Annotated in this window: 16 protein-coding genes; 11 read left to right on the top strand and 5 right to left on the bottom strand. The window is 68.5% G+C overall.

The window, feature by feature from the left end; translation table 11 throughout:
* Window positions 1-610: 610 nt before the first annotated feature.
* From G1C96_RS06050 to gndA, 5 genes are all read left to right on the top strand, one after another.
* On the top strand, window positions 611-1,567 hold the full coding sequence (locus tag G1C96_RS06050) for a TatD family hydrolase (RefSeq protein WP_169275758.1): 957 nt from the start codon (window positions 611-613) through the stop codon (window positions 1,565-1,567).
* 191 nt (window positions 1,568-1,758) lie between these two features.
* Entirely contained in the window at window positions 1,759-4,260 is a 2,502-nt protein-coding gene (locus tag G1C96_RS06055; RefSeq protein WP_335341933.1) for a KUP/HAK/KT family potassium transporter, read from the top strand.
* 109 nt (window positions 4,261-4,369) lie between these two features.
* Window positions 4,370-5,227, top strand: a complete 858-nt coding sequence (locus G1C96_RS06060) for a class II glutamine amidotransferase (protein ID WP_169275759.1) — start codon at window positions 4,370-4,372, stop codon at window positions 5,225-5,227.
* A gap of 348 nt (window positions 5,228-5,575) precedes the next feature.
* Entirely contained in the window at window positions 5,576-6,982 is a 1,407-nt protein-coding gene (locus tag G1C96_RS06065) for an MATE family efflux transporter (protein ID WP_169275760.1), read from the top strand.
* A 170-nt stretch (window positions 6,983-7,152) separates the two neighbouring features.
* Window positions 7,153-8,622 carry an NADP-dependent phosphogluconate dehydrogenase gene (gene gndA / locus G1C96_RS06070; protein WP_169275761.1) on the top strand — a complete coding sequence of 490 codons (1,470 nt, stop codon included), beginning with the start codon at window positions 7,153-7,155 and terminating at the stop codon, window positions 8,620-8,622.
* Between the two features lie 524 nt (window positions 8,623-9,146).
* Here the strand turns inward: gndA and pgl are convergent.
* The 3 genes from pgl to zwf form a co-directional block, all read right to left on the bottom strand.
* Window positions 9,147-9,992: a 6-phosphogluconolactonase gene (gene pgl, locus G1C96_RS06075; protein ID WP_169275762.1), complete on the bottom strand. Its 846-nt coding sequence runs from the start codon at window positions 9,990-9,992 to the stop codon at window positions 9,147-9,149.
* Window positions 9,993-10,248: 256 nt separating this feature from the next.
* Window positions 10,249-11,187 (bottom strand): glucose-6-phosphate dehydrogenase assembly protein OpcA, encoded by a 939-nt coding sequence (locus tag G1C96_RS06080; RefSeq protein ID WP_169275763.1) that lies wholly within the window; start codon window positions 11,185-11,187, stop codon window positions 10,249-10,251.
* Entirely contained in the window at window positions 11,184-12,707 is a 1,524-nt protein-coding gene (zwf, locus tag G1C96_RS06085; protein ID WP_240945135.1) for a glucose-6-phosphate dehydrogenase, read from the bottom strand. Before zwf ends, G1C96_RS06080 begins: the two co-directional genes overlap by 4 nt.
* 163 nt (window positions 12,708-12,870) lie before the next feature.
* Between zwf and G1C96_RS06090 the strand changes: the two genes are divergently transcribed.
* From G1C96_RS06090 to G1C96_RS06100, 3 genes are all read left to right on the top strand, one after another.
* Entirely contained in the window at window positions 12,871-13,614 is a 744-nt protein-coding gene (locus G1C96_RS06090) for an HD domain-containing protein (RefSeq protein WP_169275765.1), read from the top strand.
* Window positions 13,615-13,958: 344 nt separating this feature from the next.
* Window positions 13,959-15,554 carry an arabinosylfuranosidase ArfA gene (gene arfA, locus G1C96_RS06095; protein ID WP_169275766.1) on the top strand — a complete coding sequence of 532 codons (1,596 nt, stop codon included), beginning with the start codon at window positions 13,959-13,961 and terminating at the stop codon, window positions 15,552-15,554.
* Window positions 15,555-15,775: 221 nt separating this feature from the next.
* Entirely contained in the window at window positions 15,776-16,825 is a 1,050-nt protein-coding gene (locus G1C96_RS06100; RefSeq protein ID WP_169275767.1) for a LacI family DNA-binding transcriptional regulator, read from the top strand.
* A 112-nt stretch (window positions 16,826-16,937) separates the two neighbouring features.
* Here the strand turns inward: G1C96_RS06100 and G1C96_RS06105 are convergent, their stop codons facing one another.
* Window positions 16,938-18,029, bottom strand: coding sequence for an ATP-binding cassette domain-containing protein (locus G1C96_RS06105; RefSeq protein WP_169275768.1), 1,092 nt, complete (start codon window positions 18,027-18,029; stop codon window positions 16,938-16,940).
* 1 nt (window position 18,030) lies between these two features.
* Window positions 18,031-19,380, bottom strand: a complete 1,350-nt coding sequence (locus tag G1C96_RS06110; protein ID WP_169275769.1) for an FtsX-like permease family protein — start codon at window positions 19,378-19,380, stop codon at window positions 18,031-18,033.
* Between the two features lie 221 nt (window positions 19,381-19,601).
* Here G1C96_RS06110 and G1C96_RS06115 point away from each other — a divergent pair, with 221 nt between their 5' ends.
* From G1C96_RS06115 to ssb, 3 genes are all read left to right on the top strand, one after another.
* The gene (locus tag G1C96_RS06115; RefSeq protein WP_169275770.1) at window positions 19,602-21,791 is read left to right on the top strand and encodes a DUF4012 domain-containing protein; all 2,190 of its coding nucleotides are present in this window, start codon (window positions 19,602-19,604) and stop codon (window positions 21,789-21,791) included.
* Window positions 21,792-21,934: 143 nt separating this feature from the next.
* The gene (gene rpsF, locus G1C96_RS06120; RefSeq protein WP_169275771.1) at window positions 21,935-22,231 is read left to right on the top strand and encodes a 30S ribosomal protein S6; all 297 of its coding nucleotides are present in this window, start codon (window positions 21,935-21,937) and stop codon (window positions 22,229-22,231) included.
* Window positions 22,232-22,311: 80 nt separating this feature from the next.
* A complete protein-coding gene (gene ssb, locus G1C96_RS06125; protein WP_169275772.1) occupies window positions 22,312-22,974 on the top strand; it encodes a single-stranded DNA-binding protein in 663 nt (220 codons plus the stop codon).
* Window positions 22,975-22,981: the final 7 nt, after the last annotated feature.

Raw genomic sequence — 22,981 nt, forward strand, 5'->3', positions numbered from 1 at the left:
CGCTGACGTGGAGTCGGCATGGGCCGCTGCCAGGGGCCGATTCGGATACGTCCGGGTCGGTCCCTTCGCACGTCGTCCCCGTGCGTGCCTGCCCCCGTGCGTGCCTGCCCCCGTACGTGCCCTGTCTGCCGTACGTTCGCGGTCCCGCATCGACTGCGTCACGCGGAGCGGGTATCGCGTCACGCGGTCCGTCCGCTCCGCGTGACGGTGTGCCGGAGATCCTTGGAATGGTGCGGTTTTGGGGCGACGCGCTCCACGTGACGTCCGCTCCGCGTGACGCACCGCACGCTCCGTGTGACGCGGCGCGCACAGCATCGGCACACAGGTCTCAGGATTTTTTGAGGTTGCCGCATCGTTTCACCAAGAAAGCGGCGCTTACATGGAACATGTCAGCGGGCAGCACCGCAGGCGAGGTTCCTGCAGAACCCCATAACTGAACCCTTCTTCTCTCTTCTCTCTCAAGCCGGCGGCCCGCACCGCCGGCTTTCTCTTTGCCCGCGCGCTTTTTGCGCGTTCTTTCCCGCTCCTCGCCCGCGGTCAGTGCCGCACCCGGCCCCGCGCCTCCGCATCGCGCCGCGGCATCGCCCGCCCCGCACGTACACTGGGCCCCATGAGCAAGCATCATCGGGACCGCAGCTGGGCCCCCGCCCCCGAACCGCTGCCGCGCGAGGCGTGGACCATCGACAACCACACGCACGTGGCGTCCGTCGTGCCGTTCGCGCGCGCCATGAGCCACGAGGCCGAGGTCAAGGGACAGCCCCCCGTCCCCGTGTACGGCGTGGACGAATTGCTCGCGCAGGCGCAGGCTGTCGGCATTGCGGGTATCATCGACGTGGGTTGCGAGCTGCCGAACCTGATGACCGCCGTCCAGATGGCCGTCGATCACCCGGGTCTTGTGCATGCGGCGCTCGCAATCCATCCCAACGAATCCGTGCTCCACGGGCACCGCGGCGTGCCCGGGCCGGACGGTCTGGAACTCAAGTACAAGCCCTGGCACGAGACGCCGTTCGAGGACGCGCTCGCGGAGGTGCATCGTCTTGCCGTCGCCTACCCGCAGCAGGTCGTGGCGATCGGCGAGACCGGCATGGACCTGTTCCGCACCGGCGAAGGCGCGAAGGAGCTGCAGCGCGAGGCGTTCCGCGCGCACATCGCGCTCGCCAAGGAGCTGAACCTCCCCATGCAGATCCACGACCGCGACTCGCACCGCGAGGTCATCGAGACGCTGCTCAGGGACGGCGCGCCCGAGCGCACGGTGTTCCATTCGTATTCCGGCGACGCCGAGATGGGCGAGATCGCGCGCGAGCAGGGCTGGTACCTGAGCTTCTCCGGCACCGTGAGCTACAAGGGCAACGAGGGCATCCGCGCGTCCGCGCGCATCGTGGGCCTCGACCACGTCATGGTGGAGACCGACGCGCCGTACCTCACGCCGATGCCGTACCGCGGCCGCACCAACGCACCGTACATGATCCCGTACACGCTGCGCGCGCTCGCCGACGCGATGGATCTGCCGCTGACCACGGTGGCCGCCGCCACGCGCCGCGTGACGCACGACGTCTATGGCGTGTGACGCGTGTGGCGTGTGGCGTCGCATGATCGGCACCGCGTGATCCGTACGATCGCCCCCATGTTCGTCTATCGTTCATCCGGCGGATTTCCCCTGTGCGCCGAATGGGACTAACGTAACGCACTGCAAGAGATGTGTGCGTACCGTGAAGACGGGGACACAGCGAAGACGGAGTCAAGCCGAGGGGGAAGAGCATGTCGCACGATGATCAGCGCGCGCCGGAGGCCGGTCGCGCGACGACGGAACCGCAGCGAGAGCCCGGACGACCGGTTCGGTCGGCCATGCAGGCCCAGCTCGACGACACGCTAGTGCTTCCGGTGCTCCAGCAGCAGGCCGCGCAGGCGCAGGCCAAGGCGCGTGCGCGCGAGCAGGCGCAGGAGCAGGCGCGATCGTCCGGCGTGACGCAGCCGCCGGTGCCCGCGCAGCCGCTGCCGCAGCCCCAGTCCCCGCAATCCAAGGCGGCGCAGTCCAAGGCCGCGCAGCCCAGACCGTCCCAGCAGCGCATCGACGACACCGTCGTCCTGCCGCGCGGCAACTTCACCAAGGCGCCCAAGGTGTCGCGCCGCGTACTCACCAAGGAGGAGCGCGCCGAGCTCGCCGTGGAGGAGGAGCGCCGGCGCAGGGAGTCCGAGCGACTGGCCCGGGCGAGTCAGGGCGGTCCGGTCTCGCGTTGGTGGGCGCGCCTGCAGTCCGGTCCCGACCGTGTCACGGCCGCCATGGCCATCGTGGCGCTCGGCGTGGTGTACGGCGACATCGGCACCTCGCCGCTGTACACCGCGCAGACGTTCCTCGCCGGGCAGGGCGGCATCGCCAACGCGAGCCAGGAGGCCGTGTACGGCATGCTCTCGCTGGTGTTCTGGTCCATCACGCTCATCACCACCGTCAAATACGTGCTCATCGCCATGCGCATCGACAACAAGGGCGAGGGCGGCATCTTCGCGCTGTACTCGCTGATCCGCCGCCACGGCGCGTGGCTGGCGATCCCCGCCATGCTGGGCGGCGCGGCGTTCCTGGCCGACTCGGTGCTCACGCCGGCCGTGTCGATATCGTCCGCCGTGGAGGGCCTGCGCACCCTGCCGCCGCTCACGCACCTGTTCGACGAGAACGAGAACCTCACGCTCATGATCACCGTGGTGATCATCGTGGCGCTGTTCGCCGTGCAGTCGCGCGGCACCGAGAGCATCGGCAAGGTGTTCGGTTCGCTGGTGCTGGTGTGGTTCAGCTTCCTCGCGGTGGCGGGCGTGGCGAACATCGACGGCGACTGGGACGTCTTCGCGGCGCTCAATCCCGTGTACGGTGTGCGCTTCCTGTTCAGCCCGCACAACGCGGCGGGCATCGCGCTCATGGGCACGGTGTTCCTGTCCACCACCGGCGCCGAGGCGCTCTACTCGGACATGGGGCACGTGGGGCGCGGCAACATCTACTTCACGTGGCCGTTCATCAAGATCGCGCTGGTGCTCAACTACTTCGGGCAGGGCGCGTGGATCCTGCGCAACCAGGGCAACGCCGACCTCATCAACGTGAAGGGCCTCAACCCGTTCTTCCAGATGATGACGCCGAACGTGCGTTACGTGGCCGTGATCCTGTCCGTCACCGCCGGCGTGATCGCCTCGCAGGCGCTGATCACCGGCGCGTTCACCATGGTGTCCGAGGCGACCGGCCTCAACTGGATGCCGCATCTGCAGGTGCGCTACCCGGCGCGCACGCGCGGCCAGCTGTACATCCCGGCCATCAACGTCGTGCTGTGCGCGGCCACGCTGGTGGTGCTGGCGATCTTCCGCGATTCCGAGCACATCTCCGCCGCGTACGGTCTGGCGCTCACCATCACGATGATCACCACCACCGTGCTGCTCGCCGTGTACATCTGGCACAGCGGGCGGAGGCTCGGGGCGATCGTGTTCACCGTGGTGTTCCTGGCCGTCCAGATCATGTTCTTCATCGCGTCGATGGCGAAGTTCCTGCACGGCGGCTGGTTCACGCTGCTGCTCACGGTGGCGATCCTGACGATCATGTACACGTGGAACGAGGGCACGCGGCTGGAGCGCGCGCAGCGGCGGCACATGGCGCCCAAGGACTGCCTGCCCGCGCTGGAGCGCCTGCACGGCGACTTCCGCATCCCGTACTTCGCGGACAACATCGTCTACCTCACGTCCGACGCGGACATGAAGCGGCTGGACACGGACATCTTCTTCTCGATCTTCGCCGACCATCCCAAGCGCGCCCGCGCGTGGTGGGCCGTGTCCGTGCAGACCACCGACGAGCCGTTCACGCGCGAGTACTCGGTGGAGAACTTCGGCACCAGCTACCTGTTCCGTGTGCGCATCCGTCTGGGCTTCAAGGTGAACCAGTCCATCCCCGCCTACCTGCACCAGATCATGCACGACCTCTCGAAGTCCGGCGAGCTGCCGCAGCAGAAGTCCATCTACCCCAAGGTGGACGCCGATCCGCAGATCGGCACGATCCGCTACGTGCTGATCCACAAGGCGCTCATGCCGGAGTCGAAGATCTCCTCGCGCGGCGCCCTCTCGCTGCAGATCAAGTACGCGATCCGCCACGTGGCCGGCTCGCCGGTGAAGTGGTTCGGTCTGGCGCCGTACAACCCGCTGGTGGAGACGCAGCCGCTGTTCGTCTCCACGAGGCGCGTGCCCCGGCTGCAGCGCGTGGCGGCGCGATCGCAGCAGTCGGCGCAGCGGTGACGTTGCGATGCGGCGTGCGCGTGCGCGATGCGCGTCGATCGTTCGCTATAGGAGATTGTTATAACCCGGCGCGTGTTTGCCGCGCGCCTGCTCGTTACAGTAGATAATCATGTGCAGATTGCTTGGATACGCCACCTCCGGCCGCAATCTCAGCCTGCAGGACGTGCTGGGAACGCGGCTGGCCGAACAGTACCGTCAGCAGTCCATGATCCACAACGACGGATGGGGCTGCGCCCTGATCACCGAGCCCACCGTCACCCGCCACTTCTCCGACGGCGGCGCGCGCACGCCCGAGACCGCCACCCGCGTCTACAAGTCCACGGTCGCGGCGCGCTTCGACCAGATCTACCAGCTCGTCTCCCGTCAGGGCGCGCGCGGCGGCATCTACCATCTGCGCCTCGCGTCCTCCGGCCTGCCGCTGATCATCGAGAACCAGCAGCCGTTCTTCTGCGACGGCCTGAGCTTCATGCACAACGGCGACATCAGTTCCGAGGAGACCGGGCTCAACATCGTCACCAACCGCGACTTCCCCGTGGACCGCGAGATCCTGGCCGAGACCGGCGGCCGCAGCGACTCCGCCATCTACTTCGCGCTCATCCTGGAACGTGTGCGCCGCGGCTGCACGCTCGCCGAGTCCGTCTCGCAGGCCGTGGCCCAGCTACGCCGCGAGTACCCGCTGAGCTCCTACAACTGCATGCTGCAGAGCGAGAACGAGCTCGTGGTGCTGCGCGCATGCACCCGCACCACGGTCTCGCCGCGCGTAATCGAGCTGTACGAGTCCTACGGCATGGAGCAGTACGCGCACGACTACCGCGTGATCCGCTACCGCAGGCTCAACACCGGCGGCGTGGTGGCCGCGTCCTCCGGGTTCGACCAGCCCGCCGAGTACGGCTGGACCGAGCTGCCGAACGACCACATGATCGTGGCGTCGAACCGCACCGGCCAGTTCCGTCTGCGCACGCTGTGAGGCCGCCGGTTCTGATCGCTTTCCCGGTGCATTATTGCCGATCCTTGGCATCGATTTCGCAAGGATCTGCAGAAATGCGTTCTGAGGGCGCCGAAACGGTCCGGTACGACGTCATTCTGCCAACTCCTGCGAAATCGATGCCAAGGATCGGCAGAATGGGACGACCGGACCGTCCGCCGCACCGACGACAACGTTGTACCACCGTAGGTACTATCATGGATCCCGTTCGATGAAGCCTTTCAGGCAGGCGTGCAGTCGATGACGACACGAGAGCCTCGTGCCCGGCCCGAGCGGCCCCGAGACCCTCCCGAGGAACAGCAGACCACCGAGAAGGAGCGTCCCTTCCGCATGCAACGGCCCGACCTTGCCTCCAACGTGCACTACCAGCACGTGCTCAACGCGTTCCGCGGCAGCCACTACTCCGCGCGCGCCGTGTACGACCTCGTGTTGCCCATCTTCGTGGACACCGTGTTCATGGCGCTCGTGGAGTTCTGCAACACCGGCATCATCAGCTCCGACGGCCCGGCGTCCGTGGGTGCGGTCAACACCGCCAACGCCGTGCACTGGCTGATGTTCGGCACGTTCAACTCCATCGCGCTCGGCACCTGCGTGCTGGTCGCGCAGCACTTCGGGGCCGGCCACCGCGAGCAGATCGGACGCGTCACCGCCGCCGCCGTCCACGGCATGCTCGCCGTCACCGTCGTCTACTCGGCGCTCGTGCTCGCCTTCGAGGACCAGGTCATCACGCTGCTCTTCGGCGCCGCGCAGCCGGACGTCTTCGCCAACATCCGCGTCTTCCTGTTCGGCCTGCTGGTGAGCTATCCGCTGCGCGGGTTCTACACCGCGGTGGCCGGCGCGCTGCGCGGCATCGGGCGCACCAAGGTCACGCTGGCGCTGTCCGTGGTGGCCAACGGATCCAACATGGTGCTCAACGTGGCGTTCGTGATGGGGCTGCACATGGGCGTGGCCGGGCTGGCGTGGTCCGTGGTGATCTCGCAGGTGCTGGGCGCGGCGATGGGCGTGCGGCTGCTGCGCGCGTACTCGACGGAGCTGCACGTCACGCGCGCGATGCTGCTGCACGTGGACGCGCGTCGCATCGGCACCGTGCTGTCCGTGAGCCTGCCGTTCATTCTCGAGGACCTGTTCTTCAACGGCGGCAAGCTCATCATCCAGATGTTCATCGTGCCGTTCGGCACCCTGCAGCTCGCCGCGAACGGCATCATCGGGTCGTGGGTGCACCTCATCGAGATCGTGCCGCGCACGCTGTGCACCGCCATCGTGCCGATCGCCGGCGCCAGCCTCGGCGCGCGCGACGTGGCCTACGCGCGCAAGATCACGCGCACGTTCATCATCACCGGATCCCTCGTCTCCGCCGTGATGGGACTGGCGCTGGCCGCGGTGTTCCCGTGGGCGCTCACGTCGTTCTACCACGCCGACCCCGCCACCTACGGCATCCTGTGGATGCTGATGTGGATGAACGTGGTGGCCTATCCGCTGCTGTTCTCCGCGCAGTCGGTGCTGCCGGGCATGCTGCGCGCCGCCGGCGACGGCAAGTGGACCACCATCTGCTCGCTGAGCTCGATGTGGATCTACCGCATCGGCCTGGGCTACTTCGTGAGCGTGACGCTGAACTACCAGATCGTGGGGCTGTGGGCCGTGTGGCTCACCGAGTGGGGCGTGCGCACGCTGCTGTTCTACCTGCGCTACCGCACCGGGCGGTGGGCGCAGCACGATCTGGTGGGGCGCGACGCGTGACCAGCGCGTGATCCGCGCGATCGGCGCGCGGCCCGTGCGAGGACCTGTGCGCGGGCCCATACGCGGCCGTGGCGCTTCGCTCCTCGGAATGCGACCTTCCCAATATATGGCAGCTCTTCTAGACTAGGACCGGAGCAATCGAACAGCAGTCAACACGAAAGGTGAAAGCTGTGGCTGAAGCACTCGCAAACATCGGCGTGGTCGGTCTTGCCGCCATGGGCGCGTCCCTGGCGCGGAACCTCGCGCATCACGGCAACACGGTGGCCGTCTACAACCGTCACTACTCGCGCACCGAGACGCTCATCAACGAGCACGGCGACGAGGGCAAGTTCGTCCCGTCCAAGACGCTGGAGGAGTTCGTGGCGTCGCTGGCCAAGCCGCGCACCGCGATCATCATGGTCAAGGCCGGCGAGCCCACCGACGAGATGATCAACGCGCTCGCCGACCTCATGGAGCCGGGCGACATCATCGTGGACGCCGGCAACGCGTACTTCAAGGACACCATCCGCCGCGAGAAGGCCATCCGCGCGCGCGGCCTGCACTTCGTGGGCTGCGGCGTGTCCGGCGGCGAGGAGGGCGCGCTCAAGGGCCCGTCCATGATGCCCGGCGGCACCGAGGAATCCTGGCAGACCCTCGGCCCGATCCTCAAGACCATCTCCGCGCAGGCCGAAGGCGAGCCGTGCGTCACGCACATCGGCGCCGACGGTGCCGGCCACTTCGTCAAGATGGTGCACAACGGCATCGAATACGCCGACATGCAGCTCATCTCCGAAAGCTACGACCTCATGCGCCGCGGCCTCGGCCTGAGCGTCGACGAGCTCGCCGACGTGTTCGCCGAGTGGAACAAGGGCGATCTCGACTCCTACCTCATCGAGATCACCGCCGAAGTACTGCGCCACAAGGACGCCAAGACCGGCAAGCCGTTCCTCGACGTCGTCGTGGACCGCGCCGGCATGAAGGGCACCGGCACGTGGACCGTGCAGACCGCGCTCGCGCTCGGCACGCCCGTCACCGGCATCGGCGAGGCCGTGTTCGCGCGCGGCCTGTCCTCCGAGGCGGATCTGCGCGCCGAAGCGCAGGAGAAGGGCCTTGCCGGCCCCGAGCCGCAGGGCGCCTTCAGCGCCATCGCCGCCGACCCCGAGGAGCGCGCCGCGTTCATCGAGGACGTGCGTCAGGCCCTGTACGCCTCCAAGATCGTCGCCTACGCGCAGGGCTTCAACGAGATCGAGGAAGGCGCGAAGGAATACCACTGGAAGATCGACCTCGGCGCCGTGGCCCGCATCTGGCGCGGCGGCTGCATCATCCGCGCGAAGTTCCTCAACCGCATCTCCGACGCCTACGACTCCGGCGAGCAGTTCGGCTCGCTGCTGTTCGACCCGTTCTTCAAGGCGGCCGTCGAGGGCGCCCAGGCGTCGTGGCGCCGCGTGGTGGCCCGCGCCGCCGAGGCCGGCATCCCGGTGCCGGTGTTCTCCAGCTCCCTGGCCTACTACGATGGCCTGCGCTCCAAGCGTCTGCCCGCCGCGCTGATCCAGGGCCAGCGTGACTTCTTCGGCGCGCACACCTACGGTCGCGTGGACGAGCCCGGCGTGTTCCACACGCTGTGGGCCGAGCCCGGCCGCAAGGAGATCAAGCAGGCCTGAGCGGTTTGACGACGGACGGTCGGCTGCCGGGGCGGCTGTTGCCGGGTTGGCAGCCGACCGTCCGGTCCGTTGGGATGTCTGCCCGTTGGGATGTCTGTCCGTCGGGCCGTCTGCCCGTCGGGATGTCTGCCCGTCGAGGTGTCTGTCCGTCGGGATGTCTGCCCGGCCCCGTCGCCGACCGTTGCCGTATGCCCCTCGCCGGTGTCCCCGATGCACATCCGATTCCAGCAACGGATGTGCATCGGGACACGGCGAGGGGCATTGTTGTCCGCAATCACAGCCATTGCCGACTTTGGCGGTGATTCAGGACGCGAAAAAGCCCTTCCGCGTCCCAATCCACATCCGATTCCGACAATGGATGTGCATCGGGACGCGGAAGGGCGCGTATGAGTCCGGAATCACATCCGATTCGGCAATCGGCAGTGACTCCGGACATGCGGACCGTGCGAGCGGGCGCGCCTACGGCCATGGGACGCCCGCGGCCACGGGTCTGGGGTATCCGTCGCGCAGGCCGACGGACTCGTTCAGTCCCGCTTGACGTTGGTTGTGGCGTTGGCGAAGGCGTCGCGGTCCAGCAGCCACAGGGACCTGTCCGCGCCGGCCGCGAACGAGCTCGGCACATGCGGATTGTCGGGCTGCGCCAGCGCCGCGGCCACGGCGTCCGCCTTGCCGGGGGTGGACGCGAGCATCCACACCTCGCGGCACGCATGGATGAACGGCACGGTGAGGCTCACGCGCAGCGGCGGGAGCTTGGGGGAGTGGTTCACGCCGATCGCTCTGACCGCCGGATCGTCCGCCAGCACCTCGGGATGATCCGGGAACAGCGAGGCGAAGTGGCCGTCCGGTCCGATGCCGAACATCGCCACGTCGAACGCGCCGTCCGGTCTCAGTTCGCGCCCGATCTCCGCCTGATAGTCGGTGGCGGCGCGCGCCAGCACGGCGTCGTTCTCCTCGTCCGTGGCCGCCGTGATCTCCGCGGCCGACCGCACGTCCGCGGGCATCTCGTGTACGTGCGATGCGGGGATCACGCCGGCGTCCACGAGCGCGCCGAACCACGCCTCGCGCGCCTGCACGGCGTTGCGGTCGGGATCGTCGGCGGGCACGAAGCGCTCGTCTCCCCACCACAGGTGGACGCGCGACCAGTCGACGATCGCGTTGAGCGGATGCGCGGGCAGCGCGGCCAGAATCGCGTTGCCGTCGCGGCCTCCGGTCAGCGCCACGTCGGCGCGGTCGGCCACGGCGAGGCGGTCGGACAGCGCCAGCAGCAGACGGGACGCCACGGCCCGGTGCAGGGTGGCGCGGTCAGGGTAGACGACGACCGTGCGCGGCGCGATGGGCGCGGACGTCGTGGCGGATGCGGACGAAGGCATGATTGCGGCTCCTTGGGATGTGGTTGCGGACGTGGCTCCTCCGGTCGTCCTGAGCGCGGGCCGTGGGGTGGCGAAGGATCCTTCGCTTCGCTCAGGATGACCGGAGGACGGGTTCAGGTCGACCGGAGAATGGGCTCAGACCGACCGGAGGAGCGGGCTCAGGATGACCGGGGAGCGGGCTCGGGTCGACCGGGGACGGTTCGGAGCGACCGGGCCCTCTTCAGGATGACCGGGGACGGGTTCGGGACGTCGGCGTCTATTCGTGATCGACCAGCGCCCAGCCCTTGGTGATCACCTCGGCATAGATCTCGTCCGGGTCGAGCCGGCGCAGCTCCTCGCTCAGGCAGTCCTCGAGCGGGCGCGCGGGCATGGACATGGTCTGGTCGGCCTGACCGGGCTGGCGGATCGTCGCCTGGTCGTCGGCCGGACGCAGCAGCGCCACCTCGCCGTCCTCGCGCCGGAAGTAGACGCCCTGCACGGCGTTCGCGTCCGGGTCGCGCTCCACGCTCACCGGCACGCCGAGACGCAGCGCCAGCCACGAGACCAGCAGTTCGGTGGGGATGTCGTTGGTGGGGCCCACCACGCGCACGCCGGTGATGGGCAGGTGCGGCGGCTGGTCGAGCATCGTGGCGAGCAGCGCGCGCCAGATCGTGAGGCGGGTCCACGAGAGGTCCACGTCCTGATCGCTGTAGTGCGCGCGCAGGGCCGTGAACGCGGCCTCCGGGTTGGGGGCGTGCATCGCGTCGGTGATGCGGCTGCGCGCCATGCGGCCGATCGGATCGGCGGACGGGTTCTCCGGCGCGCGCGTGGGCCACCAGGCCACCACGGGCGCGTCCGGCACGAGCAGCGGGATCACCAGCGTGTCCAGATGGCGCGTGAGCGCGGAGGTGGGCTTGAGCACGATGATCTCGCCGGCGCCGGCGTCCGCGCCGAAGCGGATCTGCCCGTCCAGCGTGGAGCTGTGGTCGGAGATGTCCGTGGCTACGTGCCCGTCCATCACGATGGCGATCACGCGGCACGGATGCTCGCGGCTCGCGGCGTTCGCCACCTCGAGCGACTCCTCCAGATGCGCGGTGTCCGTGACGATGAGCAGCGTGAGCACGCGTCCCAGCGCCGCCTCGCCGCGCTCCTCGTGCAGCTCGTCGATCTTGCGCGAAATCGCGCCGGTCGAAGTGTCCGGCAGTTCCAGAATCATGGCATCCTCCAGTGGTGTCCGTCGCGGGCGAGCATGGCGTCGGCCTCCTCGGGGCCCCATGTGCCGGAACGGTACGGTTGCGGCTGGCCCAGCGTGGACCAGAACTCCTCGATCGGGTCGAGGATCTCCCAGCTCAGCTCCACCTCGCGCGTGGTGGGGAACAGCGGCGGGTCGCCGAGCAGCACGTCCAGGATCAGACGCTCGTAGGCCTCCGGCGACGCCTCGGTGAACGAACGGCCGTAGCTGAAGTCCATGCTCACGTCGCGCACCTCCATCGCGGTGCCCGGCACCTTGGAGCCGAAGCGCATGGTCACGCCCTCGTCCGGCTGCACGCGGATCACCACCGCGTTGTGCCCGAGTTCCTTGGTGGCGGTCGTCTCGAACGGCAGGTGCGGCGCGCGCTTGAACACCACGGCGATCTCCGTGACGCGCTTGCCCAGTCGCTTGCCGGTGCGCAGGTAGAACGGCACGCCGGCCCAGCGGCGCGTGTCCACGTCGAGGCGGATGGCCGCGTACGTCTCCGTGGTGGAGGCGGGGTCGATGCCCTTCTCGTCCAGATAGCCCACCACGCGCTCGGAGCCCTGCCATCCGGCCGCGTACTGGCCGCGCGCGGTGTGCGCCGCCAGATCGTGCGGCAGCCGGATCGCGGAGAGCACCTTGGTCTTCTCCGCCGTCAGGTCCGCGGCGGTGAACGATACCGGCTCCTCCATGGCGGTGAGCGCCATGAGCTGCAGCAGGTGGTTCTGGATCACGTCGCGCGCCGCGCCGATGCCGTCGTAGTAGCCGGCGCGTCCGGCCACGCCCATGTCCTCGGCCATGGTGATCTGCACGTGGCTCACGTAGTTGGCGTTCCAGATCGGTTCGAACATCGTGTTGGCGAAGCGCAGCGCCAGCAGGTTCTGCACGGTCTCCTTGCCCAGGTAGTGGTCGATGCGGAACACCGATTCGGGCGCGAACACCTCGGAGACCACGCGGTCGAGCTCCTTGGCGCTGGCCAGGTCGTGCCCGAACGGCTTCTCGATGATCACGCGGCGCCAGGCGCCTTCGGTGGAGTGCGCCAGACCGCAGGCCGCGAGCTGGCGGGACACCACGGGGAACGCGCGCGGCGGCACCGACATGTAGAACGCGTGGTTGCCGCGGGTGCCCAGATCGCGGTCCAGTTCGGAGACCGTGTCCGAGAGCCGGCCGAACGCGGCGGCGTCGTCGAACGTGCCGGTCACGAACCGCAGGCCCTTCCTCAGCTGCGCGAACGTGTCCTCGTTGAACGGCGTGCGGCAGCGCTCGCGCACGTGCTCCTCCACGAAGTTCGCGAACTGCTCGTTGCTCCACTCGCGCCGGCCGAAGCCGATCAGACCGAACCCGGGCGGCAGCAGGCCGCGGTTGGCCAGATCGTATACCGCCGGAAGCAGCTTCTTCTTCGCCAGATCGCCGGTGACGCCGAAGATCACCAGACTGCACGGGCCGGCGATGCGCGGCAGGCGCAGATCGCGCGGATCGCGCAGCGGGTTGGTCCAGGCCATATCCCCTCCTTGAAAAGTCCTGTGCGGGGGCATGCGCCCCACACGCTACCGACGATTCTACGGGCGCTTGCCGATTCCTGCCCGGGATATGCCGAATCTTGCTGTGGGCGTGAGGTGGCCGCAGACGGGGCGGACGTGCGGCCGCGCGGCTAGGATGGGCGGCATGGGCATGATTCCGACCGTCGAGCAGATCGACGAGCTGCACCGCAAGTACGCGCCGAGCGACGACGCCTATGACCTCATCCACACCCACTGCGTGATCGTGGCGACGATCGCGCGCCAGATCGCCCGGCACGCCAACGCGCTGTTCGTGCGCCGCTGCACGCTGCCGGCCGACGCCCCCGAGCGCACCGGCGACTACGGCGAGGGTCGCGCCCCGGCGGCGAGCGTGCCTGACGACCCCGTGACCGGCGGCGTGGTGCCGCCGCGCCTCGTCGACGAGCATCGCGTGGTGATCGGCGGTCTGCTGCACGACATCGGCACCTACACCGTGCTCAAGCACGACGGCACGGACGGCGAACCGCTCAAGTTCAGCGGCAAGCGGTACATCCTGCACGGCCTCAACGGCTACCGGCTGCTGCTGGACGAGGGCGTGGACGAGTCGGTGGCCGAGTTCGCACGTAACCACACCGGCGTGGGGCTCACGCGCGAGGCGGTGATCGCGCAGGGGCTGCCGCTGCCGCCGGATGACTACGTGCCGGTGAACCTCGAGCAGGAGATCGTGATGTACGCCGACAAGTTCCACAGCAAGTCGGTGCCGCCCAAGTTCCTCACGGTGGACGCCTACACGCGCCGCGCCGAGCGGTTCGGGGAGTCCAACCGTCGCGAGTGGCTCGATCTGGTGGCGCGCTGGGGCGTGCCGGACGTGCCGGCGCTGGCCAGGCGCTACAACATGCGGATCATCTGATCCGGGGGCGGCCAATCGGCCTGATCGTTTTTCGCAGATCGAGCAGATCGAGTCCCGTTGCCGCGCGGAATGAGCGGATTCGATTCCGTGGAGCCCTGAAGGGCGTCGTCCGGAACTGATCCTGCTCTTTCCGCGAATCGGCCTCCGTGGATTGAGCGGGTCGAGTCTCGGGAGAGGGAAGCACGCGTGCCGTCGGCGGTCATGCGCGCGACGGGCGCAGCGCGCATTGGCCGCACCCCGCAAGTACAAGGTTGTATCGATGTCGGACGGCGTGCTAGATTGGTCCGTACCACATAAGTACAAGGTTGTACCGGCCTATGGCCCGCAACCGGGAAGGACCTGCCATGGTCGCTCAGGCCGCATCCGTCACATCATCCGCTTCGCCGGCCGCATCCGCGCCTCACCTCGCCGCGCACCTCACCGTCGACCCCGCGTTCGAGCTCGCCCCCGTGCGCGACCGGCTGTTCGGCTCGTTCGTCGAGCATCTGGGCCGCTGCGTGTACGGAGGACTCTACGAGCCGGACCACCCCGAGGCGGACGAGGACGGCTTCCGCAGGGACGTCATCGCGCTGGTGCGCGAGCTGGGCGTGACCACCGTGCGCTACCCGGGCGGCAACTTCGTCTCCGGCTACCGCTGGGAGGACGGCGTGGGCCCCAAGGACCGCCGCCCGCGCCGCCTCGACACCGCATGGCACTCCACCGAGACCAACCAGTTCGGCCTGCACGAGATGGCCGCATGGCTCAGGAAGACCGGCGGCAACGAGCTCATGGAGGCCGTGAACCTTGGCACGCGCGGTCTGGAGGACGCGCTCGACCTGCTCGAATACGCCAACGTCCCCGGCGGCACCGCGCTGTCCGACCGGCGTCGCGCCAACGGCGCCGAGGACCCGTTCAACATCCGCATGTGGTGCCTCGGCAACGAGATGGACGGCACCTGGCAGCTCGGGCACAAGAACGCGCACGACTACGCTACGCTCGCCGCCGACGTGGCCCGCGGCATGCGCCAGATCGACCCGGACGTCGAGCTCGTGGTGTGCGGATCCTCCAGCCACGGCATGCCCACGTTCGGCGAATGGGAGGAGACCGTGCTCGCCAAGACCTACGACCTCGTGGACTACGTCTCCTGCCACGCCTACTACCAGCCGCACGACGGCGACGTGGCCAGCTTCCTCGCCTCCGGCGTGGACATGGACGGATTCATCCGCGAAGTGGGCGCCGCGATCGACGCCACCAAGGCGCGACTCAAGTCCGGCCACGACGTGGCCATCAGCTTCGACGAGTGGAACGTGTGGTACCAGGGCTGCGAGCCGAGCAAGGTGCCCGAGGGCATCGGCAACTGGCCGGTGGCGCCGCATCTGCTGGAGGACGTCTACTCGGCGCTGGACGCCGTGGTGTTCGGCGACCTCATGATCACGCTGCTCGCCAACGCCGACCGCGTGCACGCCGCCAGCCTCGCGCAGCTCGTCAACGTCATCGCGCCCATCATGACGGCCCCCGGCGGCCCGGCGTGGCGCCAGACCACGTTCCACCCGTTCGCCCTCACCGCGCGTCTGGCCAGGGGCGGCACGGTGTTCACGCCCAAGATCAGCTCGGACGCGGTGCACACCGACCGCTACGGCGACGTGCCGGGCGTGGACGCCGTGGCCGTGCGCAGGGCCGACGGCGGCATCGCGGTGTTCGCCGTGAACCGTTCGCAGGACGCCGCGGCGGACTTCGAGATCACGCTGCCGGGGCAGGCCGGCGGCGCCGGATACCGTGCCGTCGGCGCCCTCACGCTGCATGAGGACGACATGGCCGCAGCGAACACGCTCGAACACCCCGACCGCGTGATCCCGCGAACCAACCCGACCGCCGCGTTCGCCGGCGATTCCCCGGAGGCTGCGCCCACGGTCCGCGTGACGCTGCCGCCGGTCTCGTGGACCGCCGTGGAGGTGCGCTGAGCTTGGATCCGGGGCGCACGGGCCGCAAGCGGGCCACCAGATGACGGGGCCGTCATCTGGTGACCCATGACCGCACGCATCCGCACGGATGCGAACATGGCGGATCGGCGTCGTTCCGCCATTGCCGGCGGAAACCGAACATGTCCTCCGGGTCACAAGATGAGCACCCGGAAATCTTGTGACCCCGCGTCGATCGGACGAGATCCGGATACACTCGAACCATGAGCAAACGAGTCACCATCACCGACGTGGCGCGCGAGGCCGGCGTCTCCATCAAGACCGTGTCGAACGTGCTCAACGAGACCGGCTCGATGCGCCCCGAGACCCGCGAGCGCGTCAAGGCCGCCATGCGCGACCTGGGATACCGTCTCAACGTGTCCGCGCGCGCGATGAAGGCCGGGCGCACGATGCTCATCGGCCTGGCGCTGGGCGGCTTCGACCAGCCGTTCATGCCGTATCTGGCGGACAGCGTCATCGCGGCGGCGCGCGACCGCGGCTACGGCGTCATCACCGACACCTACGGCGACAACCCGATCGAGGAGATCATCGACGAGACGTACCGGCTCGGCGCGGACGGCTGGGTGTTCTTCGCCGCGCACGGCTACCGTGCGGGGGAGCGCGTGCTCGACCAGCCGTACCCCGTGGTGACGCTCGGCGACTTCGACCCCGCGCCCTCCGGCAGTCTGGCCGACTGGGTGACGATGCCGAACACCGAGTCGATGCGCGCGCTCACCGGGCGCCTGCTCGACGGTGGTGCGCGCACCATCGCGCTCATGGGCACGTGTCTGCCGAGCAACACCGAGGCGGAGCAGCGGCGGCTGCTGGAGCGCGTGGACGGCGCCACGGCCAAGCGCGTGCGCGGGTTCGTGCAGGCGTTCCACGACCGCGGCCTCGAGCCGGACTGGCGCTACATGGACACCCCGTCGGCGTGGTCGCGCGCGGGCGGCGCGCAGGGCGTGCGGCATCTGCTGGCGTCCGGGCTGCCGCTGCCGGACGCGATCATGTGCCTCAACGACGCCTCGGCGCTGGGCGTGATCGCCGAACTGCAGCGCGAGGGCGTGCAGGTGCCCGCGCAGGTGCAGGTCACGGGGTTCGACAACGTGCCCGAATCCGAGTTCTCCACGCCGGCGCTCACCACCGTGGATCCGAAGGTGGCCGACTACGCGCGCTACGCCGTGGACATGCTCATCGAACGCATCGAGGGGTTCGACGGTCCGGCGCGCACGCGCGTCACCGACTATGCGATCGTGGAGCGCGGTTCCACGCGCTGACGCGATCGCGCCTGCGCCCGTATGCGAATGCCCGGCCCCTCCTTGGCGAAGGGACCGGACATTCGGCGTCATGCGCCGCGCGGCGTCACGACGACGTCATTGCGGCACGACGTCACAGCGCGTACGTCTTGTCCGCCACGGACGCCAGCGAGGCGTCGGTCGTGACGATGACGACGGTCTTGTTCTCCTTGCGCGCCACCTGCTTCAGCACGCCCAGCAGCTGCCCGCGCACCGGTTCGTCGACGCCGGCCACCGGATCGTCGGCGATGACCGCCGCCGGCTCGCAGCACAGCGCCTTGGCCAGCGCCACGCGGCGGCGGTGGATCTCCGGCAGCTTGGCCACGCGCGTCTCGTGCAGCTCGGACGGCAGGCCGACGCGCTGCAGCAGCTCCTCGGCGATGATGTGCTTGGGCTTGAGGAAGTTGCGCCCGGAGGCCTCCATCGCGTTGGTGACGTTGTCGATGGCGCTCAGGTCCGCGCGCAGGGTGTTCCGCTGCAGCATCAGGCCCACGTAGTGGCTGCGGTACTCGGTGCCGGTGAGCTCCTGCATGTCCTTGCTCTTGAACATCACGTGGCCGCCGGCGGGGCGCGTCATGCCGGTCAGCAGACCCATGAGCGCCATGCGCTGCGCCTCGGAGGACACGGTCACCACATAGACGCGGCGGTCGTAGAACGCCAGGTCGAGCGGCTCCGGGAACGGGGACCCGCCCTGCTTCGCGGCGACCTCCACGCGCTTGAACGCCAGCGTGGGGTAGGTGGCGAACACCGTGGAGTCGGCGTCCGTGATCTCGCGGTCGATGCGCGACGCCATGATGACCGGCGCCGCCTCGGCGGGCTTCTCCGCGGAGACGGGCTTCGCGCCGGCGGCGTCCTTGGGGGCGTCCGTGCCGAGGAACGACGCGATCAGCGCGTCGGTCTGGTCGAGCGCGGGGCGGTGTCCGGCGTCGGCGGCGTCCGCGGGCGCGTCCTCCTCGTCGTCGTACACGATGTCGATGGGCATCGGCGTCGCGGCGTCCTTCGTCTCGGTGTCGGTCTCGGCGTTGTCGTCGGCGTCGGCGGTGGTCTGGTCCGTGGTCTCGGCGTTCGTCTGATCGGCGTTCGTCTGATCGTCGTCGTGCTGATCAGTGTTCTGATCGTCGCTCATGGTCTGCTCCGTCTTCTCGGTCGGTTCGGGCTGCTCGTGCTGGTCACGTTCGTCGGTCATCTCAGGCCTCCTTGGCGTCAGAGCCGGCATCGGACGTGGCGTCGGCGGACGTCTGCGCGGCCGAGCCGTCGCGTGCGGCCAGCAGCGTCGAAGTGCGGTAGAGGCCGGAGCGGAACCAGCACACGATCGCCACCACGCACATCACGCCCAGCGCGCCCCAGATGCACGGCCAGATCGTGTTGCCCAGCGGCCATCCGTGCACCTGCGTGGTCAGCTTCGCCACGATCGGCGCGGTGCCGAACCCGGCGCCCAGATAGCCCACGAGCACGCCCACCAGGCCGGGCAGCAGCATCTCCAGCGCGAACTGCCAGCCGATGCGCGGCTTGCTCACGCCCATCGTGATGTCGTAGCCGATCTCCTCGCCGCGGCGCGCCAGCGTCCACGCCAGCAGCAGCGCCAGCAGCACGCCGCCCGCGCTCCACAGCGCGATCAGCGCCGGCGTGAGCTTCTCGCCCAGCGCCTTCAGGGGCTGGATGTCGTTCTCGTACGCGGTCACCTTGGGGGCGGCGATGTCGTAGTCGTCGCTCAGGCCGGCCTGGCGGATCGTGGTCTTGAACGTCTCGTAGTCGGCCAGCGAGTTGAGCTTGAACGTGATGTTCAGCGCGTTCTGGTTGTTGGTCTCGTCCGTGGGGGTGAGGGCCGCGGTGCCGAAGGTGTAGTAGCTCACGTAGATGGCGTTGTCCGGGTCGATGTCGTTGCCGGTGAGCGGCGTGGCCTGCGAGGCGTCCGTGTTGTTGGTGTAGATGCCCACCACCTTGAGCGGGAACGTCTTGGAGGTGTCGGAGGGGATGGCCAGGTTGATGGTGTCGCCCACCTTGGTGCCGTTCTTGTCCGCCATGGACTTGGGGATGAGCGCGTTGGTGAGCGTGGTCTGGTCGAAGCCCAGATCCTCGCCGTCCACCACGGTGTAGGCGCCCAGCGGGCCGTTCTGCGAGGAGCCGGCGTCATAGAAGCCGGTCACCGTGAAGTTCGACCCGTTCACCGGCTGCAGCTGTCCCTCGGCGCTCGGCACCACGGCGGTCTCGTCGTACTCCGGCGTGAAGGAGACGTTCACGCCGTCCAGCGCCTCGGCGTACTTGGACCATGTGCTCCACGAGATATTGTACTCGTTCCAGTCCACCTGCTTCTCGTCGCTCACGCCCTTGGACGCCATCACGCGTGCGCGGTCCACGGACACCTGCGCGTTCGGGGCGAGCGCCTGGTAGATGGGGCCCACGGCGCTCTCGTACGAGTAGCGGGCCGACATGCCGAACATCGAACATGCCGATACGATGAGGCTCACCAGAAGGATGAGGACGGTGCGGGTCTTGTGCCGCATCATCGCGGTCCAGGCGTTTTTCAGGACGAACATACTGCTTGCTCCGGTCGTTTCTTCCGTTCTTCGTGCGTACCTCACTATGGGCGCGAGGCGTCAACGTTTTCTTGTCGATCCCTACAGTAGTACTGCAAGGAGTCTGAAAGAACGCTGGCAGCGCGGGGTGCGGACGGGGGAGGGGCCGGACGGAAGTTCACTGTGCGGCGCTACACTGTTGTAGCAGTTCAGCCGACGATCGCACCGCAAGAGGGGTGGCCATGCATCAGATCCCGCGCCATACCGGCAGAAAAGGTCGACGCAACCTGACGGTGCCGGAGGGCTGGACGCTGGTCGCCAAGGTGCTGTACGTGGTGTTCGCGTCGTTCGCCGGTCTGCTGCTGTCCACGGTGATCGTCTACGGCAGCTCGGTGGTCAGGATGACGTACGAGGCGGACCGCATGATCGGCTCCGCGCAGAACCTCGCCAACGCGGCCCTGGGCTGCGGCGGCGACGTGAACTTCGCCGACGCCTCGCACGATCTGGTCGACTCCGCCGGCAAGCTGCGCGACGAGCTCGACACCGTCAAGTGGACGCTGGTGCGCGACCACACCGCCTACGGCAACGACATCACGGCCGTGCGCACCATGCTCAACGCGGTGGGCGACCTCGTGGACGGTCCGTTCGTGGACCTCATGAACCTGGCCGGCAGCCTTTCCGGCTTCTCCATGGAGGACAAGACCATCGACGTGAGCGCGCTGCTGCAGGTGCCGGACATCGTGCAGCGCGTGCACGCGGACATCGCGCAGGAGGTGCGGGCGCTGGGCGAGCTGCGCCAGCCGCGCATCACCGCCGTGGGACGCGTGGTGGAGTCCGGGCGCTCGGCGCTCGAATCCGTGGACTCCCTGCTCACGCAGTACGACGATCTGGTGTCCCTGATCCCCTCGCTGCTCGGCGCGGACGGCGCGCGCACGTATCTGGTGGCGATCTACAACCCGGCCGAGCTGCGCTCCGGCGGCGGCATGGTGGGCAACATCGCCGCGGTCACGGCGGACCGGGGCAGGGTCACCATCGGCGACTTCGTGGTGACCACCGACTACCAGTACGCCGACCAGCCGTTCGACAAGCAGGGCGCGCTCGAGGCCGCGATCTTCGGCAATCAGGTGTATGCGTATCCGCAGACCACCACCGTGAACCCCAACTTCCAGCGCGCCGCCGTCACGCTCAAGAACCTCTGGCAGGCGCAGGAAGGCAACCGGAACACCGACGTGGCCGGCGTCTTCGCGCTCGATCCGGTGTTCATGCAGGCGCTCATCGGTGCCACCGGCGACGTGACGCTCTCCGACGGCACCGTGCTCAACGGGCAGAACGCCGTCTCCTTCTTCCTGAGCGACCTGTACACCAAGCACCCCGACTTCGTGGAGCAGAACAACTTCACCAACGAGTCCTCGAAGCGCATCATGTCGTCCGTCATGTCGAACGTCTCCGCGTCCACGGCCTCCGCGGTGCTGCGCGCCGTCAAGTCGTCCTCGTCCAGCGGCCACTTCAAGGCGTGGATGAACGACGACCGCGAGCTGGCCGCCCTGGTGCGCACCAACGTGTTCGACGCGAACGTGGCCGGCGTGCTGCCCAGCGATCCCAAGACGCCCACTGCCGGCGTCTACTTCACCGAGGCCGTGGCCAGCAAGCTCGACTGGTATCTGGACGTGGACGTGCAGGTGAGCCGGACGTGCGGCAAGACGCTGGCCGCCACGAAGCGCCGCCTGAGCGACGCCGTGGACGCGCGCCCGCGCTCCACCGCGATCTCCGCCGTGGACTCGAGCACGCTCGGCGACGAGTACACCGTGGAGGTGACGCTGCACAACATGCTCTCCAAGGAGCAGGCCTCGCTCATGCCCACGTTCGTGGTGGGCGAGGACGGCAGCGGCACCATGCAGCCGCGCCTGTTCCTCATGGGCCCCACGGGCGGCGCCATCACCTCGCTGGCCTACGAGTCCGGCGACTTCGTGTCCAACGGCGTGCTCGACGGCCACCAGTTCGTCAACCTGCGCCTGCCGCAGGGCCTGGCCCCGGAGGAGACGGTCACCGTGGCGTTCACCGTGCGCGTGGCCAAGGACGCGTCCACGCCGCTGAACGTCGTCACCACGCCGATCATCACGGCCGACGGCACGTACACCGGCACCAACGGCCAGGTGACCGACAAGTGCGCCGCCGAGGGCTCCGACCAGTCGACGGACGGCTCTTCGGCCGCCGCGTCCCCGCAGTCCTCCTCGTCCTCCGCCGACGCATCCGACCCGGCCTCCCCGTCCGCCTCGTCGTCCTCGTCGTCGGACGCGACGCCCACGGACGCGCCCACCACGATCATCGACGACCAGAGCGGCGCCGACACGTCCTCCGCCGGCGCGCTCGACTCGCTCGACAAGCTGCGCGGCGAGCTCAGCTGCCCGGTGGACGTGAAGGCGATGCTGTAGGCGGCGCGCCTCGGCCGGACGTTGACGTAGTCCAGCCCGGGGCGTACTGTCGGAAAAGTTGTGCGGGCTCGCGCCCGCCAGCACACGCATACACACTCCTGTCGCGGAACGTCCGCGGCCGAATAGTCCGAAGGAGGTGGGTGATGTCTGCGCATAAGTACGAACTGATGTTCATCGCTGATCCTGAGCTTGACGAGCGCGGTCTGAAGAAGCTGACCGAGCAGTACCTCGAGATCGTCACCAACGAGGGCGGTTCCGTGGATGGAACCGACTACTGGGGTCGTCGCAAGCTCGCTTACGAGATCGCCGGCAAGTCCGAGGGCAACTACGTCGTGGTGAACTACACCGCCGAGCCCGCTACCAGCGACGAGCTGGACCGTGTCCTCAACCTCAACGAGTCCGTGATCCGTACGAAGATCCTTCGTAAGGACGCCAAGTAAGCTTCGCTCGGCATCCCGCCGAACCAGCACGAGGCAAGACCTCGGCCCAGGGCCGGGGCGACAGGTAAGAAGGTAACGTCATGGCAGGCGAAACGGTCATTACCGTCATCGGCAATCTCACGCGCGATCCGGAACTGCGTTCCACGAGCCGCGGCAACGTGGTCAACTTCACGGTCGCGTCGTCCACGCGCACGTTCGATCGCAACACGAACCAGTGGCAGGACGGCGACACGCTGTTCATGAACTGCTCGGCATGGGACACCGCGCGCACCTCGCTCGCCTCCAACATCGCCGGCAGCCTGTCCAAGGGCATGCGCGTCATCGTGCAGGGCCGCCTCACCCAGCGCTCGTATCAGGCGCAGGACGGCACCCAGCGCACGGTGGTGGAGCTGCGCGTCGACGAGGTGGGCCCGGCCCTGAGCCGCGCCACCGCGCAGGTGACGCGCCAGACCAGCCAGGGCGGCTTCGCGGGCCGCAACGACGGCAACGGATTCGGCGGCAACGGCGGATTCAACGGCGGCGGCTACAACGGTGGCCAGAACGCCGGCCAGTCGTCCGGCTTCGGCGGCTACTCCGGCGGCGCGTCCACCGGTTTCGGCGCCGCGCCCGCCCAGTCCGCTCCCGCGTCCGCGCCGCAGACCGGCGCCGACCCGTGGGGCTCCAGCGCCCCCGCCGGCGGCTCGTTCGGATCCTTCGGGGGATCCGGCGACTTCGGCGGCAACGGCGACGAGCCCGAGTTCTGAGCCGCGC

The organism is Bifidobacterium moraviense (assembly GCF_012932365.1).
GTDB classification, from domain to species: domain Bacteria; phylum Actinomycetota; class Actinomycetes; order Actinomycetales; family Bifidobacteriaceae; genus Bifidobacterium; species Bifidobacterium moraviense.